Source organism: Catellatospora sp. NPDC049133 (assembly GCF_040648455.1).
Taxonomy (GTDB): domain Bacteria; phylum Actinomycetota; class Actinomycetes; order Mycobacteriales; family Micromonosporaceae; genus Catellatospora; species Catellatospora aurea.
This window is the reverse complement of sequence record NZ_JBEZDT010000039.1, coordinates 33,055-54,404: the sequence shown is the minus strand read 5'-3', so window position 1 is coordinate 54,404 and position 21,350 is coordinate 33,055. Positions and strand designations below refer to the sequence as shown.

Below are 21,350 nucleotides of genomic sequence, written 5' to 3'. Positions count from 1 at the left end.
GGTTTCAGCCCTTGACGCTGCCGGCGAGCAGGCCGCGGACGAAGTAGCGCTGCAGGGAGAGGAAGACCGTCAGCGGGACGATGATCGAGACGAAGGCGGCGGCGGTGAGGCGTTGCCATTCGTTGCCGCGGTTGCCCGCCAGTTCGGCCAGGCGCACCGTGAGCGGGGCGTTCTTCGGGCCGCCCGCGAAGATCAGGGCCACCAGCAGGTCGTTCCAGACCCACAGGAACTGGAAGATGGCGAACGAGGCCAGCGCGGGCACGATCAGCGGCAGGATGATCGAGCGGAAGATCTTGGCATGCGTCGCGCCGTCCACCTTGGCCGCCTCGACCAGGTCGCCGGGCAGCTCCGCCATGAAGTTGTGCAGCAGGAAGATGCCCAGCGGCAGGGCGAAGCAGGTGTGGGCGAACCAGACCGTGATGAACTTGGCCGGGCCGTCGAGGTCCCAGGCGGGCAGCAGCTGCACCCCGCCCAGCGAGACGCCGTAGTTGAAGAACGACAGCAGCGGGATCAGCGCCATCTGCAGCGGCACGATCTGCAGGGCGAAGATGCCGATGTACACCCAGTCGCGGCCGCGGAACCGGGTCCACGCCAGGGCGTACGCGGCCAGCGCGCAGAAGGCCAGTGGGAACAGCACCGACGGGATCGTGATGACCAGCGAGTTGACGAAGTAGCCGGCCAGCCCGCCGGAGGCGGACCGCGACCCGAACAGCACCTGCTCGTAGTTCTCCAGGGTGAACTGGGGATTGCTGAAGAAGTTCCACCAGCCGTTGGACTTGATCTCGTTCTCCGGGCGGATCGACGAGATCAGCACCCCGAGCGTGGGCACGGTCCACAGCAGCGCGATCACCAGCGAGACGGCGCTGGCGGTACGGCTGGTCAGCTTCTTGCGCACCCGCCCCGCCACGGTGGGCGGAACCTCGGCGTCGGGCGCGGCCAGAACGGTTTCGGTGCCAGTGCTCATCAGCGAGCCCCCTCCAGCCGACGGCGGCGCATCAGGCGCACCTGGTAGATCACGATGGGGATGACGAACAGGAACAGCAGCACCGCCAGCGCGGCGCCCTTGCCCTTCTCGTCGGCCCGGAACGAGTACGTGTACATCTCGTTCGCGACCACGCTGGTGCCGAACTGGCCGCCGGTCATGGTGCGCACGATGTCGAAGACCTTCAGGGTGCCGATGGAGATGGTGACCAGCACGACGACCAGGGCCGGGCGGATGCTCGGGATGGTGACGCGCCAGAACATCTGCCACGGCGTCACGCCGTCGATGCGGGCGGCCTCGACGATGTCGGCGGGGATCGCCTTGATCGCCGCCGAGAGCACCACCATGGCGAAGCCGGCCTGGATCCAGACCAGCACCACGATCAGGAACAGCGTGTTCCACGGCCCGTCCAGCAGCCACTGCTGCGGCGTGCCGCCCATCGCGACGACGAGCTGGTTGAGCAGGCCGATCTGGTCGGCGCCCTCCTGGCGGTACTCGTAGACGAACTTCCAGATGATGCCCGCGCCGACGAACGAGATGGCCATCGGCATGAAGACCAGCGACTTGGCCAGCGACTCGAACCGGGACCGGTCCACCATGACCGCGTAGACCAGGCCCACGGCGGTGGAGACGGTGGGCACCAGCAGCACCCAGAGCAGGGTGCTCAGCAGCACGCCGTACTGCACGGGGTTGGCGCCGAAGTCGGGCAGCATCCCCGAGTTCTTGTCGGTGAAGATCCAGAGGAAGTTGTCCAGGCCCACGAACTCGTCGGAGCCCGCGTTCATGAAGGACAGGACGACGGTCCGGACGGCCGGCACGACCAGCCCGACCGTCAGCAGCAATCCGGCCGGGGCGAGCAGCCCCAGCGCGATCCACCGGTCCTTGCGCGCCGGCAGCACGTCCAGCACCAGCAGCAACAGGCCCACCACAGCGGCGAAGGCGATGACGCCGTACAGCAGCATCATCAACTTCGGGGCTTCGGCGGTGAAGTCGAAGTTCACGCGTGTCTCCTCGGGGACCCGGTCGGGAGGAAGACTACGCCGTGTGAGCCCCGGACCGGGACCCACACGGCGTAGATAGATCAACTACCGGCTCACTTGGGCCAGGTGCCCTCGATGAAGTCGAGGGTGGCCTTGGTGTCGGTGCCGTTGATCCAGTTGGTCATGCCCTTCCAGAAGGAGTTCGCGCCGACGGCGGCGGGCATCAGGTCCGAGCCGTCGAAGCGGAAGACCGCTCCGCTGTCCTGCAGGATGCCGACCGCCACCTTGTCGATCGGGTTGGCCACGTTCGCCACGTCCAGACCCTTGTTGGCGGAGATCCAGTTGTTCAGCTTGGCGCGGCTGTTGGCCCAGTCGGCGCTGGCCAGGTAGGTCTGCACCGCCTGCACGGCCGGGGTGTCGCTGAACGCCGCGACGAACTCGCCGCCGCCCAGCACCGGCTTGCCCTTGGCCGGGTCGATCGGCGGCAGGTAGAACGCGAACGCGTCGCCGTCCTCGGCCACCTTGGTGCCCTGCGGCCACTGGTTGGCGTAGAACGAGGCCTGGCGGTGCATGCCGCACTTCTTCTGGACGACCGGCAGGCCGCCGTCCTGGAAGGTGGTGGTGGCGATCGACTTCACGCCGCCGATGCCGCCGTTGACGTACTTCTCGTTCTTCAGGATCGAGCCCACCCGGTCGGTCGCCGAGACGATCTTCGGGTCGTTGAACGGGATGGCGTGGGTGACCCACTGGTCGTACACGTCCGGGCCCTGGTCGCGCAGCAGCACGTCCTCGATCCAGTCGGTGGCCGGCCAGCCGGTCGCGTCACCGGAGCCGATGCCCGCGCACCACGGCTTGACGCCGGCGGCGGCCATCGTGTCGCTCAGCTTGATCATCTCGTCCCACGTCTTCGGGACGGTCCAGCCCTTCTCCTTGAACAGGGCCGGCGAGTACCACACGAACGACTTCACGTTGGCGCCCAGCGGGGCGCCGTACAGGGTGCCGTTGACCGTGCCGTACTTGAGCCAGTCGGGGGAGAAGTTCTGGGTGGCCATGGCCTTGGTCTTCTCGCCGGCGGCCTTGAGCTTGCCGCCCTTGGCGAAGAACTCCAGCAGACCCGGCTGCGGGATGAAGGCCAGGTCGGGCGCGTCGCCGCCCTCGACGCGAACCTTCAGCTGCGCCTCGAACTCGCCGCTGCCCTCGTACTCGATCTTGACGCCGGTGCAGTCGGCGAACGGCTTCCAGGAGTTCTCCAGCAGGACCGCCTCGGCGTCACGGATGGACGCGTAGATGGTGACGGTCTCGCCGGCGATGCCGGTGTAGTCCTTGTAGGCGGCGCATTCGGGGGTGTCGAGCTTGCCGTCCGCGGTGGGTTCGGACTTGCCGCCGCAGGCCGCGACGGTGAGAGCCAGAACGACCGCACCGGAGAAGGCGAGCAGACGCCGCTGTCTGTGGGATGCCATGGAGTTTCCTCCTCGTGAGCTTGTCGGAGCGCAGCCCCGTGGTACCGGACTACCGCAAGGTGACGCAAGCCATGCAAGCGCTTTCGGTCTCGAACTGTCCAGCGCTGACAACAGTAAGGTTCGTAACGATTCGGAAACCACCCCGGAACCTGTAATGACGATCATCCGGTTCCCCACGGCTTCGTGTTGTGGGCTACACTGGCCCCTGGTTTTTGTGTACGTGGTCTGCTCGCGTTGCCCTCCCTGAGAATGAGAGGACCGCCGGTTGCCGCTACTCAGTGGCCAGCCCCCGCACGAGGTGTGCGGCGCGGTTCAGTTTGTGCAAGGAAATGGTGAAAATGGCTCAGGGAACCGTTAAGTGGTTCAACGCCGACAAGGGCTTCGGCTTCATCTCCGTCGACGGTGGTGGCGCTGACGTCTTCGTGCACTTCTCCGCGATCCAGGCCAGCGGCTTCCGCAGCCTCGAGGAGAACCAGCGCGTCGAGTTCGAGATCGTCCAGGGCGCCAAGGGCCCGCAGGCCGACGCGGTTCGCCCGCTCTGATCTTCCCAAGGTGACGCCACCGGAGCCACGTGCTCCGGCGGCGCTCGTCTGACCTGAACGGGCCGGTGCTGCACCGGCCCGTTCGTCATTCCGTCACGCGGCGTCAGCCCGGCGGAAAGCCCATCGAGCCCCGCATCATGCCCTGTATGCGGGGCTCGATGCTGTCCCGGACCTGCTTGCGGAATCCACGGGTGGCACGCTACCGTCAAACCAAGACGTACGTACGGTTTGCGAGCTGGAGGCCCGTCATGTGGAACCCCGAGACCTACCTGCGCTTCGCCGACGATCGCGGCCGGCCCTTTCACGACCTGGTGGCCCGCGTGGCGGCCGAGCGGCCGGGGCAGGTCGTCGACCTGGGCTGCGGGCCCGGCAACCTCACCGCCACGCTGACCGCGCGCTGGCCGCAGGCGCAGGTCAGCGGGATCGACTCGTCGCCGGAGATGATCGAGAAGGCACTGGCGGACCAGGGTGGACCCGGGCCGGTGGCCTACCGGGTCGGTGACGTGCGGGACTACCTGCCGGGACCGGAGGTGGACGTGCTCGTCACCAACGCGGTCCTGCAGTGGGTGCCCGGCCAGGAGGAGCTGGTCGGCCGGTGGGCGCGGGCGCTGCGTCCGGGCGGCTGGCTCGCGCTGCAGGTCCCCGGCAACCACGACGCCCCCGCCCATCAGGCGCTGCGTGGGCTGTGTGCATCATCACGCTGGTCGGAGCTGCTCGGGCAGATCGCCGAGCAGCCGCGCTCGGTGCCCGGCCCGCAGGCGTACGCCGGACTGCTGCGCGCCGCCGGCTGCACCGCCGACACCTGGGAGACCACGTACGTGCACCAGCTGCCCGTCACCGGCGGCCCGCATCCGGTGCTCACCTGGCTCACCGGCACCGCGCTGCGTCCCGTGCGGGCCGCCCTGGCCGCCGAGCCCGGCGCATGGGAGGAGTACAACGCCGAACTGGAGCCGGTGCTCGCCGCGGCCTACCCCGCCGACGGCGGCGTCGTCGACTTCCCGTTCCGCCGCGTCTTCGCGGTCGGCCAGCGGGTCGCCGCGACCGGCTGACCCGGGGTGCCGCGTCGGCCGCGGGGCTGTCGGGCGGGCGCAGGAAGGTAAGGTTCCGGCATGGCTAAGGACGATCTTGCGAGTTTCGTGGCGGGGCTGCCCAAGGCCGAACTGCACGTGCACCACGTGGGTTCGGCCTCCCCGCGCATCGTGGCCGAGCTGGCCGCCCGGCACGAGGGCCGCAGCCCGGTCCCGGCCGACCCAACGCTGCTCGCCGAGTACTTCACCTTCACCGACTTCGCGCACTTCATCGAGGTCTACCTGAGCGTGGTGGACCTGATCCGCGACGCCGACGACGTGCGCACGCTGACCTACGGCGTCGCCCAGGACCTGGCCGCGCAGCAGGTGCGCTACGCCGAGCTGACCGTGACGCCGTACTCCAGCGTCAACCGGGGCATCCCGGCCGAGGCGTTCTGCGAGGCCATCGAGGACGCGCGGATCGCGGCCGAGAAGGAACTCGGTCTGGTGCTGCGGTGGTGCTTCGACATCCCCGGCGAGGCCGGCCTGGCCTCGGCCGAGCAGACCCTGCGCATCGCGCTCGACCGGCGCCCGGACGGCCTGATCAGCTTCGGCCTCGGCGGTCCCGAGATCGGCGTGCCCCGGCCGCAGTTCAAGCCGTACTTCGACCAGGCCCGCGCGGCCGGGCTGCGCAGCGTCCCGCACGCGGGGGAGACCACCGGCGCGCAGACCGTCTGGGACGCGATCCGCGAACTCGGCGCGGAGCGCATCGGCCACGGCATCCACGCCGCGCAGGACCCGGAGCTGCTGGCGTACCTCGGCGAGCACGGCATCCCGTTGGAGGTGTGCCCGACGTCGAACCTGCGTACCCGCGCGGTGGCGGACCTGGCCGAGCACCCGCTCGCCGCGATCGTGGCCGCGGGCGTGCCGGTCAGCATCAACTCCGACGACCCGCCGATGTTCGGCACCACGCTCAACAACGAGTACCTGGTCGCCGCCCGGCTGCTCGACCTCGACGCCGCGGGCGTGGCCGAACTGGCCCGCCAGGGCGTACGCCACTCCTTCGCGACGGACCAGGTCAAATCCACCCTGCTCGCCGAGATCGACGCCTACACCGCCACCGCCTGACCCGGGCGGGTCAGACCTGGTGCAGGGCTCTGACCTTGCGCCAGGTGGCGGGGTCGAGGGTGCCCGCGCGGTTGGAGAAGGCATCCGTCATGACCGTGATCGGGTCGCTGAGATCCAGGAAGCTGTTGTGGTCCGCGTCGGCGTCCCAGCCCTTGGTGGGGATCTCGATGTGGTCGCTGCGGTGGCTCTGGTCCTGGCTGGTGATCTTCAGGATCTCGAACGCCCCGCGCTTGACCCGCAGCACCACGCACGGCCGCACCTTCGACCCGGTGCCGTCCTCGTAGGGCACGTCGGCCCACCAGATCTCCCCGGGCTGCGGCCCGCCGGCGGGCACCGGCGTCTTCTTCGGGGCGGTGGGCCGCCCCGGTGGCCGCTTGCCGGTGGGGCGCTTGCCCGCCGGGCGGGTGGGACCGGCCGCCGGGCGCGACGTCTTGCGCCACCGCCACCAGATCGCGAGCGCCAGTACGGTGACCGAGAACAGGGTCAGGAACAGCCACATGATCGGCAGTCTAGGCGGGCTCGCCGAGCAGGGTGCAGGCCACGTCGGCGGGCACCGGTCGGGAGAACAGGAAGCCCTGCCCGTACCCGCAGCCCAGGCGGATCAGGAAGTCGCGCTGCTCGGGTGTCTCGATGCCCTCGGCGATGAGGTCGAGCGACAGGTTGCGTCCCATCAGGACGATGGTGCGCACCAGCTCGCCGCTGCGCCGGTCGGTGTCGATCTGCCAGACGAACGACCGGTCGATCTTCAGCGCGTCGATGGGCAGCCGGTGCAGCGCCTCCAATGAGGAGTATCCGGTGCCGAAGTCGTCGATGTGCAGCTGGCAGCCCAGATCGTGCAGGGTGTCCAGGATGTCGCGGGCCGGGCCGACGTTCTCCATCACCACGCCCTCGGTGATCTCCACGGCGAGGCTGCCCGCCGGGGGCTGGTGCCGGTCCAACGAACCGGTGATGTCGTCGATGACGTTGCCGCTCCAGAACTGGCGGTTGGACACGTTGACGGCGACGGACAGGCCGGGCGTGGCGACCCCGGCGGCGTACCAGGTGGCGAGCTGGCGGCAGCATTCGTCGACGACCCACCTACCGATGGGGATGACCAGGCCGGTCTCCTCGGCGACCGGCATGAACGCGGCCGGCGCCAGCAGCCCGCGCAGCGGGTGACGCCAGCGGATGAGCGCCTCGAAGCCCTTGGTGCGGCCCGAGCGCAGCGCCACGATCGGCTGGTAGTGCACCTCGAACTCGCCGTTGTCGAGGGCCTGGCGCAGCTCGGTCTCGATCTGCAGCCGGGTCACCGCCTTGGCGTGCATGGCCACGTCGAAGACGGCGTGGCGGCCCTTGTGCCGGGACTTGGCCGAGTACATCGCGATGTCGGCGTCGCGCAGCAGGTCCTCGGCGTTGCTGTAGCGGCGGCTGCTCATCGTGATGCCGATGCTGGCGGTCACCACCACGTCCTGGCCGTGCAGCTGGAACGGCTGGGTGAGCACCCCGTGCAGGCGCTCGGCGACCTGGGCGGGGGTGTGCGGCGCGGTCACGTCGTCGAGCAGCACCAGGAACTCGTCACCGCCGAACCGGGCGACCGTGTCCGACTCGCGCAGGGTCGACTTGATGCGTTTGGCGACCTGCTTGAGCAGCCGGTCCCCGGCGGAGTGGCCGAGGCTGTCGTTGACCACCTTGAACCCGTCCAGGTCCAGGAACAGCACGCCGAACGGCCGGCCGGTGCGCCGCCGCGACTGCCGGATCGCCTGGCGCAGCCGGTCCAGGAACAGCGAGCGGTTGGGCAGGCCGGTCAGCTCGTCATACAGGGCCGCGATGCGCAGCTGTTCCTTCTGCCGCAGCGACTCCTTCAGCAGCGCCTGCCGGTCCAGCGCCACCGCCAGCAGCGCGGCCCACTGGTTGAACGGCTCCCGCCCGGTCGCGCCGCCGGTGGACACCGAGTCCACCACGGCCAGGAAGCCCCAGTCGCTGGCCCCGCCCTTGACGGGCACCACGAAGACGATCAGGTTGGCCGCCGGGTCGGCCAGCTCCCGCAGCCGCAGCGGCGGGAACGCGCTGACCGCCACCGACGGCTCGGACGAGGGCGGCTCGCCGGGCAGGAACCGGCCGGTGATCTCCAGGGTGGCGTCGGCCAGCGAGGGCGGCAGCCCGCCGGCCCACAGCCCGAGGCAGCCGCCCCGGACCCAGGTGCGGCGCATCCACTCCAGCCGGGCCGGCTCCCGGTGCCCGCGCAGCAGCTCCATGCCGACCTCGTACTGCGCGGTCAGCGTCTCGCGCAGCAGGGAGCTGTCCCGGAACAGGGTCCGGCCGCGCATCTCCATGAGGATGAGCAGCACCCCGTTGGCCGGCTGGCCGTAGTCGCGGATCAACTGCGCGATCTCGTACAGCGCCTCCGGCCGTCCCCCGGACAGCCGCAGCAGCAGCTCCAACGCCAGGCGGACCTCCTCGCAGGCGGGCCGCCGCGCGGGCGCGTCGGCCGGGACGGGCTCGACGGCGCGCGCCACCGTCTCGGCGGCGTGCACGAGATCGGCCGCGTCGGCCGGGGACAGTGAGCCGTGCACCGGCGCGACGGTCGTGGCGATCAGGTCGGCCAGGCGGCGGTGCGGCACGGGCGGCTCGACGTCGGCGTGGAACGCGATGTCGCCGCTGCACCCGCAGGACTCGCGCACGATGAGCGAGGTGGGCACGAGGATGCGCGCCGGGGGCTCGGGATCGCCGCGGATCAGGCCGAGCAGGGTCGTGACGGCGGCTCGCCCGATCATCTCGGTCGGCTGGCGCACGGTCGTCAGCCGGGGGATGAGGTAGGCGCTGGAGCGCAGGTCGTCGAAGCCCACCACGGCCTGCTCGGCGGGCAGCCGCAGCCCCGCCGCGGCCAGCGTGTGCATGATGCCGGTGGCGTTCTCGTCGGTGCCCGCGATCACCGCGGTCGAGGGCAGCCCGGCGGCGAGCATGCGCTCGGCGGCGTGCTCGCCACCGTCGATCTGATTGGTGGGCGCGGTGAACAGCAGCCCCGGATCGGCCTCGATGCCGTGCACGGCCAGCGCTTCGCGGTACGCCTCGTAGCGCTCGCGGATGTCGTCGGTCTCCAGCCGCCCGGCGAAGGCGATCCGGCGGTGCCCGTGGGCGACCAGGTGGTCGACGGCCTCGGTGACGCCGGTCCGGTTGTCCGGCATCACCAGCGGGTGCGTCAGGCCGGGCAGTTCGTGGCTCACCGACACGAACGGCCGCCCGCTCTCCTCGATCGAGTGGCGGTAGCGGGGCGAGACCGCCTGCAGCACCATCACGAAACCGGACACGTGCTGCCAGGCCACCGGGTAGGACAGCTCCGGCGGCTCGGTGACCTCGATGTGCTCGGTGCCCGCGTCGAGGGTCTGGATCGCGATGACCCCCACGCCCGCCTCCGCCGCGGCGCGCGCGATCCCGGCCAGTACGCCGCCGTAGTACCAGCCCCCGAGGAACGGCGACAGGACCCCGAGCGTGAGGTCTGGTGTCACCTTCAGACGGTACCGCGCAGAACAGTCCGCACCGGGCGAAACGGTCGCCGAGAGTGGCCCCGAGAGTTGCTCAGGGCAGCCGCAGCACCCAGCGGTACGCCTGCACCAGCCCGGTGTCGAAGCTGGCCGCCGAGCCCCACAGGAACAGCCGGAACCGCCGGTACAGCGGGTCGCCCCAGCGCCGGACCACGTCCTCGCGGGCCGCGTCGAGCCGCCGCGCCCACTCCGCGCAGGTCAGGTGGTAGTTGTGCCGGTCGTCGTCGACGCTGACCAGCTCGAACGGCGAGCGCGCCACCTGGCGCAGGTAGGAGTGCAGCACCAGCGGCGAGGACTTGCCCGGGTAGATGTAGCGGCTCATGAACGTCGACACCCGGTGCTTGGCCCGCATCGCCAGCGCGTCCAGGTAGACGTGCCCGCCCGGCTTGACCAGCTCGGCGTACTTGCGCAGGGTCGCGCCGTAGTTGGGCAGGTGCTCGGTCACGCCCATGTTGACGATCGCGTCGTAGCGGCGTGGGGCCTCGTAGCGCAGCAGGTGCCGGCGCACCACGGTGGCGGGCAGCTGCTCGCGGGCGAACAGGTCGGACAGGTAGCGCTCGGACTCCTCGGCCAGCGTCAGCGTGGTCACGTGCACCCCGCGCCGGGCGGCGAACTCGGCGAACGCGCCCCAGCCGCCGCCGACCTCCAGGACGTGGTCGCCGGGGGAGACCCGCAGCGCGTCGAGGGCCAGCTCCATCTTGCGGGTCATCGCGTCTTCGAGCGGCTCGTCGTCGCGGGCGAACACGCCCTGGGTGTAGCACCGGTGCCGGGAATCCATGAAGGTCAGGAAGAACTCGGACTCGTTGTCGTAGTGCGACGAGATCGCGCGGCGGTCGTGCTCGGCCCCGCCGAGCCGCAGCGCCGGGGCGAACCGGGCCAGCCAGGCGATCGGGTGCCGGTCGTGGAACATGCCGCGCACCTTGAGTGCGGCCATCAGGTCGCCCTCGATGTCCAGCCAGCCCCGCAGGTAGGCCACGCCGATCTGGAACTGGTCGAGCCCGGCCAGCGCCTTCGCGCCGCGCGGGTCGCTGATCACGACGGTGAAGGCGGGGTCGCCGGAGCCCAGGACGCTGGGCGGCGTGCCGTCGCCGGCGTGGACCGCGAACGGCACCGCCGGGCGGTCGGCGAAGTAGGTCTGATAGCGACGATCGAGGGTCCTTGCCAGGTCAGCGCTCGCCATGGCGCCAATCTAACGCCGTCGAAGCCTCGGTGAAAGGAGCATGCGGATGAACCGCAGGCGGCCGGAACCGGTAACCGGCATGATCGGCGCGCCCGATAGCATGGCCGGAGCCGGACAAACCGCAGCAGAGGACTTGAGGAGATCACCGTGAGCGTTTCGATCAGCCCGCCGCAGGCCGACCCCGTCGTCGTCCGGGCCGGGACGACGGGCGCGGAGGCGATCGCCGAGGCCGGCCTGCCGGTGCACGGCCCCAAGGCGATCGTGGTGGTCCGCGACCCCGAGGGCCGCCTGCGCGACCTGGACTGGTCTCCCGCGGTCGACACCGCGGTCGAGCCGGTCGCCATCGACAGCAAGGACGGCCTCGACGTGCTGCGCCACTCCACGGCGCACGTGCTCGCCCAGGCGGTGCAGGACATCTTCCCCGAGGCGAAGCTGGGCATCGGGCCGCCGATCGACAACGGCTTCTACTACGACTTCTCGGTGGCCAAGCCGTTCCACCCGGACGACCTCGACAAGATCGAGAAGCGGATGCAGGAGATCGTCAAGTCGGGGCAGCGTTTCTCCCGGCGCCGCTTCGAGACGCTCGACGAGGCCAAGGCCGAGCTGAAGGACGAGCCGTTCAAGCTCGAACTGGTCGACATCAAGGGTGACGCGGGCGACGACGTCATGGAGGTGGGCGGCGGCGAGCTGACCATCTACGACAACCTCGACGCCAAGACCGGCGAGCGCTGCTGGGGTGATCTGTGCCGGGGCCCGCACCTGCCGTCGACCCGCCTGATCGGCGCGTTCAAGCTGATGCGCTCCGCGGCGGCGTACTGGCGCGGCTCGGAGAAGAACCCGCAGCTGCAGCGGGTGTACGGCACCGCGTGGCCGACCCGCGACCAGCTCAAGGACTACCTGAAGCTGCTGGAGGAGGCGGCCCGCCGCGACCACCGCAAGCTGGGCACCGACCTCGACCTGTTCAGCTTCCCCGATGAGATCGGCTCGGGCCTGGCGGTCTTCCACCCCAAGGGCGGTGTGATCAAGCGCGAGATGGAGGACTACGTCCGCCTGCGCCACATCGAGGAGGGCTTCCAGTACGTCGGCACGCCGCACATCACCAAGGAAGGCCTCTTCCACACCTCAGGTCACCTGCCCTACTACAAGGAGACCATGTTCCCGCCGATGGACATGGAGGGCAGCGACTACTACCTCAAGGCCATGAACTGCCCGATGCACAACCTGATCTACCGGTCGCGCGGGCGTTCGTACCGTGAGCTGCCGATCCGGCTGTTCGAGTTCGGCTCGGTGTACCGGTTCGAGAAGTCGGGCGTGATCCACGGCCTGACCCGGGTGCGCGGTTTCACCCAGGACGACTCGCACTCCTACGTCACCAAGGAGCAGGCGGCCGCCGAGATCAAGCACCTGCTCGACTTCGTGCTCGGCCTGCTCAAGGACTTCGGCATCACGGACTTCTACCTGGAGCTGTCGACCCGCGACGAGAGCAAGCCGGAGAAGTTCGTCGGCTCGGAGGAGGACTGGGCGACGGCCACCGCCGTGCTGGAGCAGTGCGCGCTGGAGACCGGGCTGACCCTGGTGCCGGACCCGGGCGGCGCGGCGTTCTACGGCCCGAAGATCTCGGTGCAGGCCAAGGACGCCATCGGCCGGACCTGGCAGATGTCGACCATCCAGTACGACTTCAACCAGCCGAAGGGCTTCGAGCTGGAGTACCAGGCCGCCGACGGCACCCGCCAGCAGCCGGTCATGATCCACTGTGCGAAGTTCGGCTCGATCGAGCGCTTCATCGGCGTGCTCACCGAGCACTACGCGGGCGCGTTCCCGGCCTGGCTGGCCCCGGTCCAGGTGGTCGGCATCCCGATCCGCAGCGACGACGAGGCCGGGCACACCGCCTACCTGTACGACTTCGTGGCCAAGCTGCGCAAGGCGGGCATCCGGGCCGAGGTCGACAGCTCCGACGAGCGCATGCAGAAGAAGATCCGCACCGCGCAGCAGCAGAAGATCCCGTTCATGGCCATCGTCGGCGACCAGGACCTGGCCGACGGCACGGTGTCCTTCCGCTACCGCGACGGCTCGCAGCGCAACGGCGTCAGCCTGGACGAGGCCGTCGCCCACGTGACCGAGATCGTGCGCTCGCGCGTCAACACCGGCCCGTCCGCCGCCGTGGCGGAGAACGCCGAGGCGGCGTGAGCGAGCGCGTGAACGAGGCCGGGTTCGTGCTGGACACGGACCCGGCCCGGCTCGACCTCGACACCGTCGAGCGGTGGCTGGCCACGGAGAGCTACTGGGCCAACGGGCGCGAGCGCGCGGTCATCGAGCGCTCGCTGGCCGGCTCCACCGCCTACGGGATCTACGCCCCGGACGGGACGCAGGTCGGCCTGCTGCGCGTGGTCACCGACGGGGCCACCTTCGCGTGGCTGTGCGACGTGTTCATCGAGGCCGCGTACCGGGGGCAGGGCCTGGCCCGGTGGGCGGTGGCGGCGGTCCGCGACGACGTGCTCGCGCTCGGCGTGTACCGGATCATCCTGGCGACGGCCGACGCGCACGGCGTCTACGCCGAGGCCGGGTTCACCCCGCTGGCCGAGCCGGACCGCTGGATGCAACTGACCACGCGGGTCATCGGCCGCCCCGACGTGCCCTTCACCGCGGCGGCGTCGGCATGAGCTCCCCGGACCCGGACGGCCTCGAACGGCTCTGGACCCCGTGGCGCATGGCGTACGTCAGCGGCGGCCCGAAGTCCACCGACTGCCCGTTCTGCGTCGCGCCGGTGTCCGACCCCGACGGGCTGGTGGTCGCCCGCGGGCAGGCCGTGTACGCGGTGCTCAACCGGTTCCCGTACAACCCGGGCCACCTGCTGGTCTGCCCGTACCGGCACATCGACGACTACCCGGAGCTCGACGACGCCGAGACCGCGGAGCTGGCCGAGTTCACCAAGACGGCGATGCGGGTGGTCCGCAAGGTCTCCAACGCGCACGGATTCAACATCGGGCTCAACCAGGGCCACGCGGCGGGCGCGGGGATCGCCGCGCACCTGCACCAGCACGTCGTTCCGCGGTGGGGCGGGGACAACAACTTCCTGCCCGTGGTCGCCCGCACCAAGGCCCTGCCGCAGCTGCTCACCGACACCCGCGACCTGCTCCGCGAGGCCTGGCCGGCCTGAAACCGGCAGGGCGGCGCGCCGCGCGGGTGGCCGGTGGTGTCAGACCCCTGCGGAAGGATGGCTGCCATGATTGGCAACCTGCGCACCGTCGTGCTCGACGCGCCCGACATCAAGGGCCTGGCCGCTTTCTACAGCGAGCTGGCCGGCCTGACCGAGCACTACGCCGACGACGAATGGATCACGCTCAAGGCGGCCGACGGCACCCGCCTCGGCTTCCAGCACGCCCCCGACCACGTGCCGCCGCGCTGGCCCGACCCGGCGTACCCGCAGCAGATGCACCTCGACCTGCGCGTGCCGGACATGGCCGCGGCGGTCGAGCACGCCGTCAAGCTCGGCGCGACCCGGCTGCCCGGCGGCGGCGAGACCTTCACCGTGCTCGCCGACCCCGCGGGGCACCCGTTCTGCCTCTGCCAGGGCGAGGTGGACAGCGCCGCGCTCGCCGACGTCGCGATCGACTGCACGTCCGCCGGGCCGCTCGCCCGCTTCTACAGCGAGCTGCTGGGCCTGCCGGTCACCTGGGAGGGCGAGGGCGGCGCGATGATCTCCGCCGAGGGCCGGCTGCCGGTGATCTTCCAGGAGATCGCCGAGCACCGCGCCCCGCAGTGGCCCGATCCGGCCCACCCGCAGCAGTACCACCTGGACGTCGAGGTGTCCGACATCGAGCAGGCCGAGCCGAAGGTGCTCGCCCTCGGTGCGACCCGGCTGGCCGGTGCGGGCGACAACTGGCGGGTGTACGCCGACCCCGCCGGGCACCCGTTCTGCCTGGTCTGGTGACCTGCCGGCGAGCCCGCGCCCGTGCGACGCGGGCTCGCCGCACCGTCACTCGGTGTGACGTGATCGTGCAAAGGGAACCGCGGAGGGGCCTTCACGCGTCACCATCGGCGTAGACGGCCCGTCTGCACCGCCCGGCCCCTCGGCGCGGTGGGACGGGGGACGGGGGTCCAGCATGGTTTCTCGGCGCGAGATGGTGCGCCTGCTCGCCGCGGGCGGCGTCGGCGCGGCCGCCGCGGTGGCGGTGCCGAAGGTACGCGGCCTGTTCGGCCCGGACCGGCTGCCCCTCGACGGCGGGTACGCCCCGGCCGGCAACGAGCTGGGCTGGCACAAGGGCTCGGTGCGGGTGCTCTGGCACGTCACCACCGAGCGACCGCTGATCGCGCTGACCTTCGACGACGGCCCCGAGCCCGACTGGACGCCCCGGGTGCTCGACGCCCTCGACGCCCTCGACGCCAAGGCGACGTTCTTCGTCGTCGGCGAGCGGCTGGAACGCAACGCGGCCCTGGTCCGGGGGCGCTACGCCCGCCACGAGGTCGGCAACCACACCTGGGCGCACAAGGACCTGGCCCAGCGCGACGAGAAGAAGGTGCGCGACCAGCTGCGCCGCTGCCACGACGCCATCGCCGAGCACGTCGGACGGCCGCCGACGCTGCTCCGCCCGCCGTGGGGCCATCTGGGCGGCAGCACGCTGACCGTGGCCGAGGAGTTCGGCTACGACGTGGTCATGTGGTCGCAGCGGATGCGCGAGAACCTGTTCGTGAAGAACCCCGGCGGCATCGTGGCCGACACGGCCGAGCAGGCCCGCCCCGGCGCGGTGATCCTCGCCCACGACACCGGCCCCGACGACCGGCTGGTCTGCATCGACAACCTCAAGGGCATCGTGACCGGGTTGCGTGACCGCGGCTTCGAACTGGTCACCGTCTCCGAACTGATGGCCGCCGGCCAGCCCGTCACCACCACCTGACGCTGCGGGCGGTGGTGACGGACGACGGGTCAGCGGGTGGGGGTGTGCTCCTTGCGGGCCTGGTCGGCGAGGTGGCCGGGCATGGGCTCGTAGCGGGCGAACTCGCGGGTGAAGGTGCCCGCGCCCGCCGTCATGGAGCGCAGGTCCACCAGGTAGCGCAGCAGCTCCACGGCCGGCACCTCGGCACGCACCTGGGTGCGCTCGCCGCCGCCGGGGTCGGACTCCGAGCCCAGCACCCGGCCGCGGCGGCCGGACAGGTCGCTCATCACCGCGCCGACCGCGGAGTCGGGCACCGTGATGACCACCTCGTCGACCGGCTCCAGCAGCGTGATCTGCGCCTTCTCGGCGGCGTCCTTGAGCGCCATGCTGCCCGCGGTCTGGAACGCCGCGTCGGAGGAGTCGACGCTGTGCGCCTTGCCGTCGACGAGGGTCACCCGGAAGTCGACCACGGGGTAGCCGGCCACGATGCCCTTCTCGGCCTGGGCGCGTACCCCCTTCTCGACGCTGGGGATGTAGTTGTGCGGGATGGCCCCGCCCACGATCTTGTCGACGAACTCGATGCCGGTGCCGCGGGGCAGCGGCTCCAGCTGGATCGCGCAGACGGCGTACTGGCCGTGGCCGCCGGACTGCTTGACGTGGCGGCCCTGCCCGCTGGCCGGCGCGGCGAACGCCTCCCGCAGCGCCACCTTCGCCGGCTCGGTGGACAGCTCGACGCCGCCCGCGCGCAGCCGGTCGAGCACCACGTCGGCGTGCGCCTCGCCCATGCACCACAGCACGAGCTGATGGGTCTCCGGGTTGCGCTCCAGGCGCAGCGTCGGGTCACCGGCGACCAGCTTGGCCAGGTTCTTGGCCAGCGCGTCCTCGTCGGAGCGGGTCTTGGGCACCACCGCGACCGGCAGCAGCGGCTCGGGCATCGTCCACGGGGCCACCAGCAGCGGCCTGTCCTTGCCGGAGATGGTGTCGCCCGTCTCCGCGGCGGTCGACTTGGTGACCGCGCAGATGTCGCCGGCCACGCACTTGGCGACCTCGCGCAGGTTCGCGCCGAGCGGGGAGTAGACGTGGGTGACGCGCTCGTCGGCGTCGTGGTCGGGGTGGCCGCGCTCGGCCAGGCCGTGGCCGCTGATGTGCACGGGGGTGTCCGGGCGCAGCGTGCCGGAGAAGACCCGGACCAGGCTGACCCGGCCGACGTACGGGTCGATGGTGGTCTTGACGACCTCGGCCACCAGCGGGCCGTTCGGGTCGCAGTTCAGCGCGTCGCGGGGTGAGCCGTCGACGCCGGTGACCGCGGGCAGCGGGTGCTCCAGCGGGGTCGGGAACGCCCGGGTGAGCAGCTCCAGCAGCGCGTCCAGGCCGACGCCGGTCTCCGCGCACACCGGCACCGCCGGGTGGAAGTGGCCGCGCGCGACGGCCTTCTCCAGGTCGTCGATGAGCACCTGGGAGTCGATGACCTCGCCCGCGAGGTACCGGTCCATCAGGGTCTCGTCCTCGCTCTCGGCGATGATGCCCTCGATAAGCTCGCCGCGGGACTCCTCGATGGCGGGCAGGTGCTCCGGGTCGGGCTGGCGGACCTGGGGCGGGTAGCCGTTGGAGTAGTCGTAGACCTGCTGCGAGATGAGTCCGATCAGGCCCTCGACGGAGTGGCCGTCGTCGCCGTGCATCGGCAGGTACAGCGGCTGAACCTCCTCGCCGAAGACCCGCTGGCACAGCGCGAGGGCCTCGTCGAAGTCGGCCCTCGGGTGGTCCAGCCGGGTGATCGCCACGGCCCGCGGCATGCCGACCGCGGCGCACTCCTCCCAGAGGGTGGCGGTGGCGGCGTCCATGCCGTCCCAGGCGCTGACCACGAACAGGGCCGCGTCGGCGGCGCGCAGGCCGGCCCGCAGCTCGCCCACGAAGTCGGCGTAGCCGGGGGTGTCCAGCAGGTTCACCTTGACGCCCTGGTGGGACAGCGGCGCGCAGGCCAGGGCGACGGAGCGCTGCTGCTTGACCGCGGCCGGGTCGTGGTCGGTGACCGTGGTGCCCTCGGTGACCGAGCCCGCCCGGCCGATCGTTCCCGTGGCGGCGAGCAGCGCCTCGACCAGCGTCGTCTTACCGCTGCCGGCGTGCCCGACCACCACCACGTTGCGCACGTCTGACGGCTGCTCGGCGACCTGCGCCGGAGCCTGTGAGACCTTCTCCTTGTCGCCGCGCGCCATCTGTCCGCCTCCTGTTGCCGTGTCGGTTACTGCATTGTTTCCGATCCCACACCCATCGGGCGTACGGATACAACCCCGGCGTCAGCGTGTCGCCGCTGTCGAGCGTGCCAACACGCCCCGCTATCGTTAGCGCCATCATGGCGAAGATCCTCAGCGTGGTGGGCAAGGCCGGCACGGCCCGCCTGCTCGATCCCCTCAGCCGGGCCCTGCTGCGCGCGGGGGTGAGCCCGAACGCGGTGACCGTGGTCGGCACCCTGGGCGTGCTGGTGGGCGCGTTCGGTTTCGCGGCACGCGGCCACTGGATCGCCGCCGTCGTGATCATCTTAGTGTGCGGTCTCACCGACGTGATGGACGGGGCGATGGCCCGCGCCCGCGGCAGCGCCAACCGCTACGGCGCGCTGCTGGACTCGACCATGGACCGCATCGCCGACGGCGCCATCTTCGCGGCCATCGCCTGGTGGTACGCGGGCACCGGCGACCGCTGGTCGCTGGCCGCCGCCCTGATCTGCCTGGTGACCGGGCAGGTCGTCTCGTACGTCAAGGCCCGCGCCGAAGGCCTGGGCATGTCCTGCCACGTCGGCCTGGTCGAGCGCGCGGAGCGCCTGATCATCGTCGGCGTCGGCGCGCTGCTGGCCGGCTTCGGCCTGTCCTGGGGCCTGCCCGCCTCGCTCTGGCTGCTCGCGGCCGGTTCGGTGTTCACCGTCTGGCAGCGCATGTGGCACGTGCACAAGCAGGAGTCGGCGGGGGAAGCGGTATGAGCGAGCAGGGCGAGCGAATCGTGTGGGCCGGGACTCGCGCCGCCGACGAGCGCAGCGAGGAGAAGGCGTGAGCGGGCGGGAGCGGCTCGTCGAGTTCGGCTATGCCGCCGGGTGGCGGCTGGTGCGGGCGCTGCCCGAGTCGGCCGCGTCGGCGCTGTTCCGAGCCGGGGCGGACCGGGCCGCCGCGAAGCGGGGACCGAGTGTGCAGCGGCTGGCCCGCAACCTGCGCAACGTGCTCGGCCACGACCCGTCCGACGAGCTGGTCCGCGACGCGATGCGCTCGTATGCCCGCTACTGGCTGGAGGCGTTCCGGCTGCCGTCGAAGTCGAAGGCGCAGCTGCGCGACGGCTTCCGGCTGCACGGCGTCGAGAAGCTGATCGGCGCGCACGAGGCCGGCACCGGCGCGATCGTCGCCCTGCCGCACGCGGGCAACTGGGACGCGGCCGGGGCGCTGGTCACCGCGCACGGGGTGCCGTTGACCACCGTCGCCGAGCGGCTCAAGCCGGAGGGGCTGTACCGGCGGTTCCTGCAGTACCGCGAGAACCTCGGCATGACCATCGTGCCGACCGTCGGCGGGCAGGGCTCGCCGATCGACGCGCTGGTCAAGGCGCTGGGGCAGGCGCACGTCGTGCCGCTGCTGGCCGACCGCGACCTGTCCGCGCGGGGTGTCGAGGTGGAGTTCTTCGGCGGGCGCACCCGGATGCCGGCCGGTCCGGCGATGCTCGCGCTGCGCACCGGCGCGCCGCTGTTCGTGGTGGACATGTGGTACGAGCCGGACCTGGCCTGCGGCCGGGTGATCGGCCCGCTGCCGGTGCCCGACGCGTCCGCCGGCCCGCTGGACGTGCGGGTCCGGCTGCTCACCCAGCAGGTCGCCGACGGCCTGGCCCGGGGCATCGCCGCGCACCCGGCCGACTGGCACATGCTGCAGAAGCTGTGGCTGACCGAGCCGCCCGCGGGCGACCCGGCGACCGCCCGCGCCGCCTCGGCCGCGGTCGTCCCCGACCCCGAGGAGTGACGTGCGGATCGGAATCGTCTGCCCGTACTCGCTGGACGTGCCGGGCGGGGTGCAGTTCCACGTACGCGACCTCGCCGAGACGCTGATCGCGATGGGGCACGAGGTCAGCGTCCTCGCGCCCGCCGACGACGACCAGCCCCTGCCGCCGTACGTGGTGGCCGCCGGGCGGGCCGTGCCGGTGCCGTACAACGGCTCGGTGGCCCGGCTCAACTTCGGCCCGATCTCGGCCGCGCGCACCCGGCGCTGGCTGCACCAGGGCGACTTCGACGTGCTGCACGTGCACGAGCCGCTGACGCCGAGCCTGTCCCTGCTCGCGGTGATGTCGGCGCGCGGCCCGGTGGTGGCCACGTTCCACACCGCGATCACCCGCTCGCGGGCGCTGGCGGCGGGCGCACCCGTGGCGCGGGTGGTGCTGGAGCGCATCACCGGCCGCATCGCGGTCAGCGAGCTGGCCCGCCGGGTGCAGGTGGAGCACCTGGACGGCGGTGCGGTGGAGATCCCGAACGGGGTGTCGGTGGCGCACTTCGCCGACGCCGAACCGCTGCCGGGCTGGCCGGGGGAGTGCCGGCCCGGGTACGGCGGCACGGTCGGTTTCCTGGGCCGCTTCACCGAGCCCCGCAAGGGCTTCGACATCCTCGCCCGCGCGCTGGCCGAGGTGATGCCGCAGCGGCCCGGCATGCGGCTGCTGCTGGCCGGGCCCGGCGACCTCGATGAGGTGGACCTGCCGCCGGTGGTCGCCGAGCGCACGACGTTCCTGGGCAAGGTGTCGGAGGAGGACAAGGCGCGCATGCTGCGCAGCGTCGACCTGTACATCGCGCCGAACACCGGCGGGGAGTCGTTCGGCATGATCCTCACCGAGGCGATGGCGGCGGGCGCGCCCGTGGTCGCCACCGACCTGGACGCGTTCCGGCGGGTGCTGGACGGCGGCCGGGCCGGCGCGCTGTTCCCCAACGGCGACGCCGCGGCCCTGGGCGAGGCCGTCGGCGCCCTGCTCGACGACGGCCAGCGCCGCCGTGAGCTGGCCGAACACGCGAGCCGGGTGGTCGCCGCGTACGACTGGCCGGTGGTCGCGGCGCGGGTGCTGGAGGTCTACAACAGCGCCATCGAGGCCCTCGGCGAGACGGTCAGCGGGGAGGAGACCCCCGCGCAGTGGTGAGGCCGTAACGGCGCACCACTACGATGCCCGGCATGGGTTGGGTGATCGGCGTCGTGGCCTTGGTGGTCGTGATCGCGTCGTATGTCACCTGGACCGCCGGGCGGGTGGACCGTCTGCACCTGCGGGCCGCCTCCGCGGGCCGGGCGCTGGACTCCCAGCTGGTGCGCCGCGCGGCGGCCGCCGCAGTGCTGGCCGAGCACGAGCTGGCCGGCGATCCGGCGGGCGCGGACCTGTACGCCGCCGCCCGCGCCGCGCTCGACGCCCGCGAGGACGACCGGGAGGCGTCGGAGAACGACCTCACCCGGATGCTGCGCAAGCAGGCCCTCGACCCGCAGGAGCCGAACGGGGCGGCGGTGGTGGCGGCCAGCCGCCGGGTGGCGCTGGCCCGGCAGATGCACACCGACCTGGTCCGCGCGGCGCTGGCGTCCCGCGAGCGGCCGCTGGTGCGCCTGCTGCGGCTCAACCGCAAGCACACCCGCCCGTCGTACTTCGACATCGACGATCCGACCTTGAGCGCGGTCTGAGCGCTCGGGT

General features: G+C 71.5%; 19 protein-coding genes. 12 read left to right on the top strand and 7 right to left on the bottom strand.

Going from position 1 to position 21,350, the window contains the following annotated elements:
- Positions 1–4: 4 nt before the first annotated feature.
- From AB0B35_RS33940 to AB0B35_RS33930, 3 genes are all read right to left on the bottom strand, one after another.
- Positions 5–964 carry a carbohydrate ABC transporter permease gene (locus AB0B35_RS33940; protein ID WP_360539237.1) on the bottom strand — a complete coding sequence of 320 codons (960 nt, stop codon included), beginning with the start codon at positions 962–964 and terminating at the stop codon, positions 5–7.
- A complete protein-coding gene (locus AB0B35_RS33935) occupies positions 964–1,983 on the bottom strand; it encodes a sugar ABC transporter permease (RefSeq protein ID WP_361053495.1) in 1,020 nt (339 codons plus the stop codon). Before AB0B35_RS33935 ends, AB0B35_RS33940 begins: the two co-directional genes overlap by 1 nt.
- A gap of 92 nt (positions 1,984–2,075) precedes the next feature.
- Positions 2,076–3,422, bottom strand: coding sequence for an ABC transporter substrate-binding protein (locus tag AB0B35_RS33930; RefSeq protein WP_361053492.1), 1,347 nt, complete (start codon positions 3,420–3,422; stop codon positions 2,076–2,078).
- 338 nt (positions 3,423–3,760) lie between these two features.
- Between AB0B35_RS33930 and AB0B35_RS33925 the strand changes: the two genes are divergently transcribed.
- The 3 genes from AB0B35_RS33925 to AB0B35_RS33915 all read left to right on the top strand — a co-directional run bounded on the left by AB0B35_RS33925 (position 3,761) and on the right by AB0B35_RS33915 (position 6,099).
- Positions 3,761–3,964: a cold-shock protein gene (locus AB0B35_RS33925; protein ID WP_120320032.1), complete on the top strand. Its 204-nt coding sequence runs from the start codon at positions 3,761–3,763 to the stop codon at positions 3,962–3,964.
- Positions 3,965–4,212: 248 nt separating this feature from the next.
- Positions 4,213–5,013, top strand: a complete 801-nt coding sequence (locus tag AB0B35_RS33920; protein WP_361053489.1) for a trans-aconitate 2-methyltransferase — start codon at positions 4,213–4,215, stop codon at positions 5,011–5,013.
- A gap of 60 nt (positions 5,014–5,073) precedes the next feature.
- The gene (locus AB0B35_RS33915; protein WP_361053486.1) at positions 5,074–6,099 is read left to right on the top strand and encodes an adenosine deaminase; all 1,026 of its coding nucleotides are present in this window, start codon (positions 5,074–5,076) and stop codon (positions 6,097–6,099) included.
- 10 nt (positions 6,100–6,109) lie between these two features.
- Here AB0B35_RS33915 and AB0B35_RS33910 read toward each other — a convergent pair whose 3' ends face one another.
- The 3 genes from AB0B35_RS33910 to AB0B35_RS33900 form a co-directional block, all read right to left on the bottom strand.
- On the bottom strand, positions 6,110–6,598 hold the full coding sequence (locus tag AB0B35_RS33910) for a type II toxin-antitoxin system PemK/MazF family toxin (RefSeq protein WP_360539246.1): 489 nt from the start codon (positions 6,596–6,598) through the stop codon (positions 6,110–6,112).
- A gap of 10 nt (positions 6,599–6,608) precedes the next feature.
- Entirely contained in the window at positions 6,609–9,584 is a 2,976-nt protein-coding gene (locus tag AB0B35_RS33905; protein WP_361053483.1) for an EAL domain-containing protein, read from the bottom strand.
- Between the two features lie 70 nt (positions 9,585–9,654).
- Entirely contained in the window at positions 9,655–10,800 is a 1,146-nt protein-coding gene (locus AB0B35_RS33900) for a class I SAM-dependent methyltransferase (protein ID WP_360539250.1), read from the bottom strand.
- A gap of 147 nt (positions 10,801–10,947) precedes the next feature.
- On the opposite strand from AB0B35_RS33900, the gene thrS reads away from it, so the two are divergent.
- The 5 genes from thrS (at position 10,948) to AB0B35_RS33875 (ending at position 15,695) form a co-directional block, all read left to right on the top strand.
- Positions 10,948–12,987 (top strand): threonine--tRNA ligase, encoded by a 2,040-nt coding sequence (gene thrS, locus AB0B35_RS33895; protein ID WP_361053480.1) that lies wholly within the window; start codon positions 10,948–10,950, stop codon positions 12,985–12,987.
- The gene (locus AB0B35_RS33890) at positions 12,984–13,460 is read left to right on the top strand and encodes a GNAT family N-acetyltransferase (protein ID WP_361053477.1); all 477 of its coding nucleotides are present in this window, start codon (positions 12,984–12,986) and stop codon (positions 13,458–13,460) included. The genes thrS and AB0B35_RS33890 overlap by 4 nt, the downstream gene beginning before the upstream one ends.
- Positions 13,457–13,957: an HIT domain-containing protein gene (locus AB0B35_RS33885; RefSeq protein ID WP_361053475.1), complete on the top strand. Its 501-nt coding sequence runs from the start codon at positions 13,457–13,459 to the stop codon at positions 13,955–13,957. Before AB0B35_RS33890 ends, AB0B35_RS33885 begins: the two co-directional genes overlap by 4 nt.
- Positions 13,958–14,023: 66 nt before the next feature.
- Positions 14,024–14,731 carry a VOC family protein gene (locus tag AB0B35_RS33880; protein WP_361053472.1) on the top strand — a complete coding sequence of 236 codons (708 nt, stop codon included), beginning with the start codon at positions 14,024–14,026 and terminating at the stop codon, positions 14,729–14,731.
- Positions 14,732–14,903: 172 nt separating this feature from the next.
- Positions 14,904–15,695 (top strand): polysaccharide deacetylase family protein, encoded by a 792-nt coding sequence (locus AB0B35_RS33875; protein ID WP_361053469.1) that lies wholly within the window; start codon positions 14,904–14,906, stop codon positions 15,693–15,695.
- 29 nt (positions 15,696–15,724) lie between these two features.
- Here AB0B35_RS33875 and AB0B35_RS33870 read toward each other — a convergent pair whose 3' ends face one another.
- A complete protein-coding gene (locus tag AB0B35_RS33870) occupies positions 15,725–17,887 on the bottom strand; it encodes an elongation factor G-like protein EF-G2 (RefSeq protein WP_361053466.1) in 2,163 nt (720 codons plus the stop codon).
- Positions 17,888–18,024: 137 nt separating this feature from the next.
- Here AB0B35_RS33870 and pgsA point away from each other — a divergent pair, with 137 nt between their 5' ends.
- From pgsA to AB0B35_RS33850, 4 genes are all read left to right on the top strand, one after another.
- A complete protein-coding gene (gene pgsA / locus AB0B35_RS33865; protein WP_361053462.1) occupies positions 18,025–18,645 on the top strand; it encodes a phosphatidylinositol phosphate synthase in 621 nt (206 codons plus the stop codon).
- A 67-nt stretch (positions 18,646–18,712) separates the two neighbouring features.
- On the top strand, positions 18,713–19,660 hold the full coding sequence (locus tag AB0B35_RS33860) for a phosphatidylinositol mannoside acyltransferase (RefSeq protein ID WP_361053459.1): 948 nt from the start codon (positions 18,713–18,715) through the stop codon (positions 19,658–19,660).
- Position 19,661: 1 nt separating this feature from the next.
- On the top strand, positions 19,662–20,816 hold the full coding sequence (locus AB0B35_RS33855) for a glycosyltransferase family 4 protein (protein ID WP_361053456.1): 1,155 nt from the start codon (positions 19,662–19,664) through the stop codon (positions 20,814–20,816).
- Between the two features lie 32 nt (positions 20,817–20,848).
- On the top strand, positions 20,849–21,340 hold the full coding sequence (locus tag AB0B35_RS33850; RefSeq protein WP_361053453.1) for a hypothetical protein: 492 nt from the start codon (positions 20,849–20,851) through the stop codon (positions 21,338–21,340).
- Positions 21,341–21,350: the final 10 nt, after the last annotated feature.